Origin of the sequence: Bacillus atrophaeus, assembly GCF_039519175.1 — a bacterium.
GTDB classification, from domain to species: Bacteria; Bacillota; Bacilli; order Bacillales; family Bacillaceae; genus Bacillus; species Bacillus atrophaeus.
Genome location: NZ_CP154443.1, coordinates 1644119 through 1656379 on the forward strand (window position 1 = coordinate 1644119; position 12261 = coordinate 1656379).

Below are 12261 nucleotides of genomic sequence, written 5' to 3' on the forward strand. Positions count from 1 at the left end.
GGGAGATTGACTCCTTCCTTTTTTGTTACAGAAAAGAGGCGGCAGGTTTGCGGTATTTCCATTATTTATCAGGATTACAGCAAGAAAATGTATTTTATCAAAAACCGAAACCGGTCACAAAAGAAGCTCCGAAGAAGCTGCTTGAGCAAGCGCTGGGGGCCGTATTATATATGCCCGCCACACGCCATGACATTGCAGCTGTTATAACGAATCAAAAATATGAAGATTTATCCTCGGTTGTTTTCTGTTTGGAGGATGCGGTTGGCGATGATGAAGTCAAACAGGCTGAACACAATCTCAAGCATCAATTAGAGCGTATTGATCAGGCGGTTCAGCAGCGAAAACAATTGGCGGAACATTTCCCTTTTATGTTTGTGCGTGTACGTTCTCCGCAGCAGCTAAAAACGCTGGCTGATATGCTGCCACACTCTCTCCATTTGTTAACCGGCTTTGTTTTTCCTAAATGTTCAATAGAAAATGCGAATCTTTATTTTGAAGCTCTTCAGGAAGTTTCTCAACAATATGGGACCGTACTCTACGGCATGCCGATTTTAGAGACGCCTGATGTGCTGTCTAAAAAGACAAGAATGGATGTTTTGTCTGAATTACATATGATCTTTCAGCAAAACAAAGATGTGATTTTAAACGTAAGAATCGGCGCCACCGATCTTTGCGGACTATACGGCATCAGGAGAAAGCCTGACCAATCCATTTACGATATCCGCCTGATTGCAGACTTTATGGCGGATATCATCAATTATTTCGGTGCGGATTTTACGATTTCAGGCCCTGTTTGGGAGTATTTCGATCCTTCCCTGAAAGCTGCACCTCATCCTTTTCACCAAGCTTCCGATTTCAGTGAGTATATGGAGGGGCTTGTGAAGGAAACAACGCTTGATATCGCAAACGGCATTCACGGAAAAACGGTGATTCATCCGACGCAGTTGAAAGTCGTGAACAGCCTGTATGTTGTTTCCCAAGAAGATTACACGGATGCGTTACACATTGCTCATCATGCGAAAGGCACACTCGGTGTGTTGAAAAGCAATTTTTCAAATAAAATGAATGAAATGAAGCCGCATATGAAATGGGCTGAAACCATTCTATTAAAATCAGATATATACGGGGTGTTTCATGAAAACCGACATTTTACCGACTTGCTCACAGAACAGCCAAATGCTGCACATTATGGACAATATGGCGGTTGACCTTTCCATAACAGACAACCCGCTGTCCATACCGGAACATCATTTGTTTGAAATGGCGGCTCGGGTGAACAAAAAAAGAGGTTTCTTATTTGTCAGCAAAGTGCTCGGCAAACATATTCCTGTGCACCCGCTGAAACCGCTGTTGGCCTCCGGTCTCTTGGCTTTTGAATATGCAGAGCAAAAAACAGGAAGGTCTCTGAAGAATAAAAAAGACATCTTAAAGGGGTTCCTTTCAGAAAACCATAGCGATATTCAAACGGCATATCAAATCTTACAAGCACAGCGATTTACGCTTCCCGAAGCGCCGCTGGTGATTGGATTCGCGGAAACAGCCACAGCCCTCGGCCACGGTGTCTATGATTGCATGGAGAACGCATCATATGTCCATACCACACGTGAGCAGATCAGTGATACAGAGCCTGCGATCACATTTGTGGAGGAACATTCCCATGCGACCGATCAGGTTTGTTATGCGGAGCATCATGTCTTGGACAATCAATGTCCGATCATTCTTGTAGATGATGAATTGACAACGGGCAAAACTGCATTAAACATCATTCGAGATATTCAGTCGAAATATCCCCGTAAGGAATACGCCGTTCTGTCATTACTGGATTGGCGTACAGAGGCGCATCGGCAGGATTTTTCAGCAGCAGAACGGGAATTGGGTATTACGATTTCAACTTCCGCTTTATTATCAGGCCTGATTTCCTTCCGGGGCGAGCCGTTATCGGATTCAATCCACAATTACCAGCCGAAGCTGCAAGGTTCCCATGTATGCAGAACGGACATTGATTTATCTGGGTTTTTCACATCTGTTTCTTATCAGCCCGAAACAGCGCCTAAAGAAACCGGTCCGTTTCCTTATATAAAAGAAACGGGAAGATTCGGTTTGACGCCTGCTGACCGAGTATCTGTACACGAAGCCTGCCAAAAAGCCGCTCATCATATCGAGGGTTTTCGGAAAGGGAATAGGACGCTTGTGCTCGGAACGGGAGAACTGATGTACGTTCCGATGAAAATCGCGGCGGAGCTGAGCGGCGCTGTGTTTTATCAATCAACAACCCGCAGTCCGATTCATCCTGCTGCAAGAGAGGGGTACGCGGTGCAAAACGGGTATTCCTTTATGAACCCTGAAGATGAGTCGATTCGCCATTTTGTCTATAACCTACCGGATGAAGGCTATGATGAAGTCTTCTTGTGTTTTGAAAAGGCGGTTTCAGACGAGTCGTTACAGCCGATTTTCGACATTTTTAAAGAAAAGGGAATGTCACATATTCATATCGTGACCATTTCGGGAAGGGCGTGAGCTGCATTGGCAGACGTTATTGACCAGCTTGGGAGCTATGCGAAAGAGGATGTAACGTTTCTTTTAAAAGACCTATCCGATATTTCAATAGAAAAAAGCACAGAAGAGCGGGAACAATCGATTCAAAGCGGGACTCATTATTCTGAAATGCTGCCGATTGAATACAAGCCGACAGATGAATATATGAAGCTGTTTTATGCATCGCTTGAAGACAGCAAACAAAAGGTTGCGCTGGCGGCGGGCATTGTCGCGGAGCAAATTTTCGCTAGGAGCGGGAAGAATACTGTGCTGTGCAGTTTGGCAAGAGCGGGTACGCCCATCGGTGTTTTAATCAAACGATATATTGAGAGAAAGTATCACACCTCTGTTCCTCATTACAGCATATCCATTATTCGCGATAGAGGAATTGATGAGAATGCATTGCATTATATATTGAATCATCACCCGAACGGGGCAGTCGCCTTTATTGACGGGTGGACGGGGAAAGGCGCTATCACAAAAGAACTGATCCGTTCAGTGGAGCGGTTTAATCAACAGTATGACAGAGGGCTTTCCTCAGAACTGGCGGTGCTTGCGGACCCCGGACATTGCGCTGATATTTACGGAACGAAGGAGGATTTCCTGATTCCGAGCGCGTGCTTAAACTCTACTGTATCTGGCCTTGTGAGCCGCACTGTTTTGAATGAAAAATGGATCGGCCCGTCCGATTTCCACGGGGCGAAGTACTATCGGGAGCTTCTCGCAGAAGATGTTTCAAATCTTTATATTGAAACGATAACGGGTCAATTTTCGTCTATTGAGAAAGAAGCCGAACACTGTGCAGCGCTGCTTCAGCAAAAGCGGGAAGCGCCTGATTGGAGCGGACTGGCCTCCATTCAGTCGATCCAGAAGGATTTTGGAATCAGCAACACAAATCTGATTAAGCCTGGAGTGGGCGAAACAACCCGTGTGCTTTTACGGCGGGTGCCTTGGAAGATCCTTATTCAACCGGGCTCCGAGGAAGCGCTTCAGCACATTTTGCTGCTTGCGGAAGATCGGGGAGTTCCGGTAATAGAATACGAAAATATGTCTTATAGCTGCTGCGGGCTGATCCGTCCGGCGGAGAAAAGCCTATGAACGCATTTGCCAGTGATTTAGACAGAACATTAATTTATTCCAGACGCATGGTCGGAGCAGCCGAAATGGAAGCGGGCATTGAGCTGACGGAAACGCTGCACGGCAGGGAAATCTCCTATATTAGCGGTATCACAAAAGAAAACTTGAAACGGATTCAGAAAGAGAACTATTTTATCCCAGTCACGACACGCACTAACGAACAGTATAAGAGACTTCAATTTTTACAGCATGATATTGTGCCGGAATACGCGGTGACCACAAACGGCGGCTGCATATTAAAGAATGGGGAACCTCTGACAGAATGGGCTGAGATCATAGAAGAACAGCTGGCAGCCTGTCTCCCGATTGAGCAAATGCTGAGAGAAATCGCAAGCCTGCCTCTATCGGCCGCAGTTGAAAGGACCCGCACGGCGCATCACTATTTTGTCTATTTGATAATGAATGAAGAAAAAATAGCGCACATTGACAGTGCTGCTGTGAAGGAATGGGGCGCGAGTAAAGGCTGGCAGGTATCCTTACAGGGCCGGAAGCTTTATTTTATTCCAAATCCGCTCAATAAATGGAAGGCTGTCGCTTATTTGAAATCAAAGCTTTCGCTTGAAGAGGTCTGTACGGCGGGAGATTCGCTGCTGGACCTTGAGCTGATTCAAGAAGCTGATTTTGGCATAGCGCCAGCCCACGGCGAAGTGCTGCGGCATTACCCGAATTTACGCAAAACAGCAAGCAGCGGTATCCAGGCGGGAGAAGAAATGACAGCGGCTGTTTTGTCCCGTCTGTCCCGTTTAAAACAAGTGTAAAAAAATGACGTATGAGAAAGGAGGATATGATGAGACAAGAAGAGTTGACCATCCATAAGGCCGAGCCAGTGAATGATGATTGGAAGAGCATTCTGCTTCAGCCATTGCCGGAGCGGGCTGTTTATGAGAAAGAGCCGGGACCTGCTTTCACGCGGCTGGCCGGGCAAATTCTGGGTACACCCTTTGATGAGACCGACTACTATAATGAATTGTACGAGCTGTCAGCAAATGAGAATATCCATGTATTAAGCGAAACGCTGGATAAAACAATCGCGCCGGAGACCTTTCAGGCGCTTCAGCACATTCATACCATCAATCAAAAAGAAAAAGGGCTGTCTGTCGGCCGATTTGTCGCCTTTCTTGACGGGGAGCAGCTGATTGCGAAGCATACTGATCCCCTCATGCATCGGCATTTGCGAAAATGCTTGATGACGGTTTTACATACGTTTGCGACGAACCATGAGCAGGGGCTGAATCATCCCGATTTTCGAAGAGTGCTGCTGGATGTTTCAAAGTTTTCGTTAAATCATCTGAATCCATGGCTTGAAAAAGCCGATATAGATCGAGAGATGCCGAAGGTGGTTTGGTACGGGGACGCATCGAAAAGCCAGTTGTATTTTTTATATTATCTGATGCTGATTGGCTGTGATGTCCTCCTTTTTCATCCGGCGGGAACGGACCAGCTCATACAGATTGATCCGCAGCGGCAGCTGACATTTACGCTCAAACTTCCGGATGTATCAGAGCCCCAGCCTTTCCCGAAAGAGAAGCCCGACCGGAAATCTACGGTTGCCTATCGGTCAACAAAGGAAATCGAGCATGTCCTGAATCATGAGGAATCCATGCTGTACAAGCCATGGCAATTCAGAGACCATACGCCGGTATCCGTCACGCTGAAAACCACTTATGATGAACTGTTTTTAATCGCGAAGGAGCGCGCGTTTATCAGGCCTAATTTTAAAGCGGATAAGCAATCGGTCGACATTCCGAATGTATTTGCCAAAATCATGGGTGTGTCAAAGGACAATAAAGAATATTGGAACAGGCTGCACACGATGGCGGAATACCAAGAAACTGAAATGGTCAGAAGCTTCCCGTTTACGGAGGAAATCAAATCGAACTATCAATTTCATTACAGCCACGCACTTAATCAGGAAGGCATCATTGACCCGGATAAACTGATGGAGAGCAATGTGTGGCAATATAAGCAATTGCCGTCAGGGATTCAGTCCGCAATCGCCAAAACCATTTCTAGAATGTGCAGGCATCCGCGGCTGAAGGCTTTAAATAAGGAACAGGAAAAAGATGTGCAAATCTACTTATTTAAACAAACGACAAATCTTCCTGCAAAATTGCTGAAATTGATCCAAACATTTGATTATGCGCAAACCGTGCCGAAGCTTCTCCTGTATCACACGGAATTCAACGGGGAATTGACACGCTCAGATGCGGCGGCGCTTCTGTTTTTGAATGAGATCGGAATTGATATCGCCATTTACAATCCTCCCGGGCATCAAGACATCGAACATTATATAGAAGAGGATCAGTACGATATTCACTGGCTGGAGGATATGGTGTTTCAACAGGACTATAAAGAGCCTTCAATCGTGAGAAGATTATTCAGAACCATTACCCAAAAGTAAGGAGAGAAGAAAAGCATGACAACAGATAACAATAACTTGCTTGTTCTTGATAAAAATGAAGAAATTTCTGAGCAAAAAGCGGATGACATCCGCCTGCAGCTGCGCCAGGAACCTGAGGTGCAGCGCATTGCCCAGCAAATTGACGTGAAAAACCAATTGGAGCTGTTAGAGTACGGAAAGGAGCCTGCCGTTGAGATCTCCAAGTTCTCTGACCGTATCTTAGGAATGATGAAAACAACAAGTGTCACAGATTCCGGTACGATGCTTACGCAGCTTGGGAAAATTATGGACCGCTTTGACAAAAATGATTTTGACGAGCCCAAAGGCCTGATGGCCAAGATTTTCAAGCGCGGCGGCAGTATGGTTGAAAAAATCTTTAAAAAGTACCAGACACTCGGCGGAGAGATTGAGAAAATCCATGTCGAGATTTCAAAATATAAAGATGAAATGACGAAAACAACTCATACTCTTGACGAAATGTACGAAAACAACATCAATTACTACATGGAGCTTGAAAAGTATGTGGTTGCCGGTCAAATGAAGCTTGAGGAGATGCAGTCTATCATACCTTCTTACGAAGAAAAAGCAGCTGGCGGCAATCAGCTGGCGCAAATGCAGCTTGATACGCTCCGTAACGGTATTCAGGCTTTGGAGGAACGGGTATACGACCTTGATATGGCGCGGATGGTCGCACTTCAAACCGCACCGCAAATCCGCCTGCTGCAGCGCGGAAATACAAAGCTGATCGGAAAAATTAACTCTGCCTTTATCATCACGATTCCGATTTTTAAAAACGGAATTATTCAGGCTGTTACAGTAAAACGGCAAAAGCTTGTGGCTGATTCCATGAGTGAACTGGATCGCCGCACAAATGAAATGCTGAAGAGAAACGCCGAAAACATTTCAAGCCAAAGTGTTGAAATTGCGAGAATGGCAGGAAGACCAAGTATTGATATTGAAACAATTGAATCGTCTTGGAATACAATCGTCAGCGGGATGCAGGAAACAAAACAAATCGAAGAAGAAAATAAACGCTTGCGTGAAGACGGAGCAAAACGCATTCTGCAGCTTCAAGACAATATTAAAAAAGCGGCATTGCAGCAATAAAGGGAACCCCACTTGTTTACGGACAAGCGGGGTTTTTTTGTTCGGACAGGCGCCCATAAAATTTTTAATGACAAGGTGTAAAGACATGTGTAAACTGAAACGGTAATTACTTTTCGATCAGGGGTGCTGTCAATGAAGAAACAACAGCCTATTTCTCAGCGGAAATTGCTGGGTGTCGCCGGACTTGGGTGGCTGTTTGATGCAATGGACGTCGGAATATTATCGTTTATTATCGCCGCACTGCATGTGGAATGGAATTTATCTCCCGATGAAATGAAGTGGATCGGCAGTGTGAATTCCATCGGCATGGCAGCGGGCGCGTTTATGTTCGGATTGCTGGCTGATCGGATTGGCCGGAAAAAAGTATTTATTATCACGCTCTTATTTTTCTCAATCGGAAGCGGCATTTCAGCATTTGCGACAAGCTTGTCCGCTTTTCTTATATTACGCTTCTTTATCGGCATGGGGCTTGGCGGTGAACTTCCCGTTGCTTCAACCCTAGTATCTGAAACGGTTGCCCCTGAAAAACGGGGAAGGGTGATTGTGCTGCTTGAAAGCTTTTGGGCGGTAGGCTGGCTCGCCGCCGCTGTCATTTCTTACTTTGTCATCCCGAGTTATGGGTGGCAAACGGCATTGCTTTTAACAGCGCTATCGGCTTTTTATGCGCTGTATTTGCGGACGGGGCTGCCTGATTCGCCTAAATATGAATCGCTTCAGCCTCAGAAGAAATCGGTATGGGATAATGTGAAAAGCGTGTGGTCGGGACGGTATTTGCGTCCTACGGTCATGCTGTCGGTTGTGTGGTTTTGTGTGGTGTTTTCTTATTACGGGATGTTTCTGTGGCTTCCGAGCGTGATGCTGATGAAAGGATTCAGCATGATCGAAAGCTTTGAATATGTGCTGCTGATGACTCTTGCACAGCTGCCGGGTTATTTTTCAGCCGCTTGGCTGATTGAAAAAGCTGGCCGGAAAAGCATTTTGGTCATTTATTTACTGGGTACGGCGGGCAGCGCGTTCTTCTTCGGCACCGCGGATTCACTGGCATTGCTGCTGACTGCCGGCATGCTGCTGTCCTTCTTTAACCTTGGAGCATGGGGCGTGCTGTACGCGTATACGCCGGAGCAATACCCGACATCCATCCGTGCAACAGGCTCGGGGACAACGGCCGCGTGCGGCAGAATCGGCGGCATTTTCGGCCCGCTTCTAGTCGGTACGCTAGCAGCACAGCATGTATCGTTTTCTGTTATTTTTACGGTCTTTTGCATAGCGATTCTGGTCGCGGTCGCAAGTATTCTGATCATGGGGAAAGAAACGAAACAAACAGAGCTTGCGGAATGAGCATCAATTTATGAATGCTTTTCGCTCCGTTTTCGAGACTCCAGACGCAGGGAAGGGTCTGGCTCTTTTCGTTATGGTTCATACGCCGCAACACAACCTTCATAACAAACTTACTGCAATGATCAAATCGATAATCTCCTGCAGGGAAGCTATTTGACTTTCGATGTCCAAGCAAAGGTGCGGGGATAACATGGCATTATCCTGTGAAAGATCAAGTGAGAGAGCTGCAGTTCACCCGGCAAGGGAAGAAGGTTCTAGAGAAAGTGAGTTCCGTATGAGTTTTTTTATGAAATTTATTCCATTAACTTTTTAGCAGGTTATTTTAGAGGGCGCCGCATTATGGGTGCCTTTTTTCCAGTTCTCTGCGTTATTTGTCTGCAAAGCAGCCAGTTTCGCACAGCGTGCATAGACTAGTTGTAGTCATAAAATATTTTTGTTCTGCATTGAACTTATGATTGTTTTATAACTCGAATTTCCATGAAAAGGAATAAAAACCGATGATATTACCTGGAAAGCACATTTTTAGTAATCGCTTTCAACTGTTAAAAAGACTGAATTTTACCTATAAAATATATTAATTAAGGAGGATTAGAGAGCATTTAGAAGCATTCTCGAGGATATTAAGACACATGGATGTTTTTCGAGTTATGGTACAGAATAAAAGGGATTATGATGTTTGGTGGTCTTGTTACAAACATGTTACGGTATAAAAGATTGCTTAATATGGAGGGAAAATATGAGTATAGATGAGAAGCCAATTAAGATAAAAGTCGAAAAAGTATCTAAAGTTTTTGGCAAACAGTCAAAGAAAGCCATTCAAATGCTTGACAGCGGTAAAAATAAAAAAGAGATCTTAAAAGCAACTGGATCAACCGTTGGTGTCAATCAAGCAGACTTTGACGTATACGATGGGGAGATATTTGTCATCATGGGTCTATCGGGGAGCGGAAAATCAACTCTAGTGCGGCTGTTAAACCGGCTGATTGAACCGACTGCCGGAAAAATTTATATTGATGGTGACATGATAACAAATATGTCAAAAGACCAGCTCCGGGAAGTCCGCCGGAAAAAGATCAGCATGGTCTTCCAAAAGTTCGCTCTGTTTCCTCACAGAACCATTCTTGAAAATACTGAATACGGTTTGGAACTGCAAGGTATTGAAAAAGGAAAGCGGCAGCAAATAGCGATTGAATCACTTAAGCTTGTCGGACTTGAAGGATATGAAGAACAATATCCTGACCAGCTGAGCGGCGGAATGCAGCAGCGTGTCGGGCTTGCGCGGGCGCTGACTAATGATCCGGATATATTGCTGATGGATGAAGCATTCAGTGCGCTTGATCCGCTGATCCGCAAAGATATGCAGGATGAATTGCTGGATCTGCATGATTCGGTTGGAAAAACGATTATTTTCATTACTCATGATCTTGATGAAGCACTTCGAATCGGTGACAGAATCGCGCTGATGAAGGATGGAAACATCGTTCAAATCGGCACGCCGGAAGAGATTCTCATGAGCCCGTCTAATGAATATGTAGAAAAATTCGTAGAAGACGTTGATTTATCAAAAGTACTGACTGCGGGCCATATCATGAAACGTGCTGAGACAGTACGGATTGACAAAGGGCCTCGTGTTGCTTTGACGTTGATGAAAAACCTCGGTATTTCTTCTATATATGCTGTTGATAAACAGAAGCAGCTATTGGGCGTCATTAATGCAGCAGATGCGAAAAAAGCAGCCGAGTCGGATTTATCTCTTCAAGATATCTTGAATACAGAATTTACGACTGTGCCTGAAAGCACGTATTTGACAGAGATTTTTGACGTCGTATCTGACGCCAATATTCCAATCGCGGTTGTAGACGAAAAGCAAAGAATGAAAGGGATTGTCGTCAGAGGCGCATTGATCGGCGCGCTTGCGGGCAACAACGATTACATCAATGTTGAAAGCACTGATGAACAAGCACAAAACCCTTCTATTCAGGAGGTGAAATAGATGGACAGATTGCCTAGAATACCTTTAGCAGATATCATTGACCGGTTTGTCGACTGGCTTACTTTAACATTCGGCGGCTTCTTTGACGGAATCGCTACCGGACTTGCCGTTTTCGTAAACGGAATTGTCACCGGACTGGGTTATATCCCGTCCATTCTGTTAACACTCATTTTTGCAGCTCTTGCATGGTGGATCAGTACGAGAGGAATTGCACTATTTACATTAATCGGTTTCCTTGTTATTGATTATTTAGGATATTGGGATCCAATGCTGCAAACGCTGGCTCTTGTGTTAACATCAGTCATTATTTCAGTTGTAGTGGGAGTTCCGATTGGAGTTTGGGCGTCTCAGAAAGAATCAGTCCGCAGAATCGTAACACCGATTTTAGACTTGATGCAGACAATGCCTGCTTTCGTTTATTTATTGCCTGCGATCTTCTTTTTCAACATCGGTGTCGTACCGGGGGTTGTGGCGTCTGTTATTTTCGCAATGCCTCCAACGATCCGCATGACGGTTCTCGGCATCAAGCAAGTGCCTGCTGACCTGATTGAAGCGACTGAAGCGTTCGGTTCTACAACGTCACAGCGTTTGTTCAAAGTACAGCTGCCGCTTGCGACGAAAACCATTCTTGCCGGTATTAACCAAAGTATCATGCTTGCGCTTTCCATGGTTGTTATCGCGGCTATGGTCGGAGCACCGGGACTTGGTTCTGAAGTATACAGCGCAGTTACACAATTAAAAACGGGAATTGGCGTAGAAGCCGGTATCGCAATCGTTATCGTAGCTATCACACTTGACCGGATTACTCAAAATATTAAAGTGAAGAAGAAGAGCAGGGGGAATGCCTGATGTTTAAAAAAATCATCGGGATCGGCGTTTCCGCTATGCTGGCTCTATCTTTAGCCGCTTGCGGTTCCGAGGCGGATGAAAATTCATCAGCAGCTGACCAGGTCAACAAGACCATCATCGGGATAGATCCGGGCTCAGGTATTATGGGACTGACGGATCAAGCGATGAAAGATTATGATTTGAATGACTGGACGCTGGTCTCCGCTTCCAGTGCCGCGATGACGGCTACGCTCAAAAAGTCATATGACCGTAAGAAACCGATTATCGTAACAGGATGGACACCGCACTGGATGTTCTCAAGGTATAAATTGAAATATCTCGATGATCCGAAAAAATCTTACGGTGAAGCAGAGCAGATTCATACGATCACCCGTACAGGCTTCAGCAAAGAACAGCCGAATGCCGTCAAACTTCTGAGCCAGTTTAAATGGACGGAAGACGATATGGGAGAAGTCATGATCGCCGTGGAAGAGGGCACAAAGCCCGCAAAAGCGGCTGAAGACTATGTGAAGAAACATAAAGATCAGATCGCTGAATGGACAAAAGGCGTCGATAAGGTCAAGGGAGATAAAATCAACCTTGCCTATGTTGCATGGGACAGTGAAATTGCAAGTACAAATGTCGTCGGTAAAGTCCTTAAAGATCTCGGTTATGATGTAGAGCTGACACAGGTTGAGGCTGGCCCAATGTGGACTGCCATCGCAACCGGCAGTGCAGATGCTTCTTTATCTGCATGGCTGCCGAATACCCATAAAGCATATGCTGCCAAATACAAAGGGAAATATGATGATGTAGGCGTCAGCATAACAGGTGTGAAAATGGGGCTTGTCGTTCCGCAATATATGAAAAACGTAAATTCATTAGAAGACTTGAAGAAGTAAGAGGAAAAAGCAGCCCCGTA

The 12261-nt window shown here is 45.3% G+C and carries 10 protein-coding genes; all 10 read left to right on the forward strand.

The window, feature by feature from the left end; all coding sequences use genetic code 11:
* Positions 1 to 47: 47 nt before the first annotated feature.
* The 10 genes from AAHT65_RS08575 (at position 48) to AAHT65_RS08620 (ending at position 12241) form a co-directional block, all read left to right on the forward strand.
* On the forward strand, positions 48 to 1208 hold the full coding sequence (locus AAHT65_RS08575; RefSeq protein ID WP_343311347.1) for an HpcH/HpaI aldolase/citrate lyase family protein: 1161 nt from the start codon (positions 48 to 50) through the stop codon (positions 1206 to 1208).
* The gene (locus AAHT65_RS08580) at positions 1198 to 2517 is read left to right on the forward strand and encodes a phosphoribosyltransferase family protein (RefSeq protein ID WP_343311518.1); all 1320 of its coding nucleotides are present in this window, start codon (positions 1198 to 1200) and stop codon (positions 2515 to 2517) included. Before AAHT65_RS08575 ends, AAHT65_RS08580 begins: the two co-directional genes overlap by 11 nt.
* Before the next feature lie 6 nt (positions 2518 to 2523).
* On the forward strand, positions 2524 to 3633 hold the full coding sequence (locus AAHT65_RS08585; protein WP_343311348.1) for a cysteine protease StiP family protein: 1110 nt from the start codon (positions 2524 to 2526) through the stop codon (positions 3631 to 3633).
* Positions 3630 to 4430 carry an HAD family hydrolase gene (locus tag AAHT65_RS08590; protein ID WP_285978466.1) on the forward strand — a complete coding sequence of 267 codons (801 nt, stop codon included), beginning with the start codon at positions 3630 to 3632 and terminating at the stop codon, positions 4428 to 4430. Before AAHT65_RS08585 ends, AAHT65_RS08590 begins: the two co-directional genes overlap by 4 nt.
* 29 nt (positions 4431 to 4459) lie before the next feature.
* The gene (locus tag AAHT65_RS08595) at positions 4460 to 6073 is read left to right on the forward strand and encodes a YceG family protein (protein ID WP_343311519.1); all 1614 of its coding nucleotides are present in this window, start codon (positions 4460 to 4462) and stop codon (positions 6071 to 6073) included.
* Positions 6074 to 6088: 15 nt separating this feature from the next.
* Positions 6089 to 7180 (forward strand): toxic anion resistance protein, encoded by a 1092-nt coding sequence (locus AAHT65_RS08600; RefSeq protein ID WP_061571053.1) that lies wholly within the window; start codon positions 6089 to 6091, stop codon positions 7178 to 7180.
* A gap of 132 nt (positions 7181 to 7312) precedes the next feature.
* Entirely contained in the window at positions 7313 to 8518 is a 1206-nt protein-coding gene (locus AAHT65_RS08605; RefSeq protein WP_343311349.1) for an MFS transporter, read from the forward strand.
* Positions 8519 to 9254: 736 nt separating this feature from the next.
* Complete coding sequence (opuAA, locus tag AAHT65_RS08610; RefSeq protein ID WP_088116449.1) at positions 9255 to 10511, forward strand: glycine/proline betaine ABC transporter ATP-binding protein OpuAA; 1257 nt, start codon at positions 9255 to 9257, stop codon at positions 10509 to 10511.
* Positions 10512 to 11360, forward strand: a complete 849-nt coding sequence (gene opuAB / locus AAHT65_RS08615) for a glycine/proline betaine ABC transporter permease subunit OpuAB (RefSeq protein WP_003328020.1) — start codon at positions 10512 to 10514, stop codon at positions 11358 to 11360. It begins immediately after the preceding gene.
* Positions 11360 to 12241 carry a glycine betaine ABC transporter substrate-binding protein gene (locus tag AAHT65_RS08620; protein WP_003328021.1) on the forward strand — a complete coding sequence of 294 codons (882 nt, stop codon included), beginning with the start codon at positions 11360 to 11362 and terminating at the stop codon, positions 12239 to 12241. The genes opuAB and AAHT65_RS08620 overlap by 1 nt, the downstream gene beginning before the upstream one ends.
* Positions 12242 to 12261: the final 20 nt, after the last annotated feature.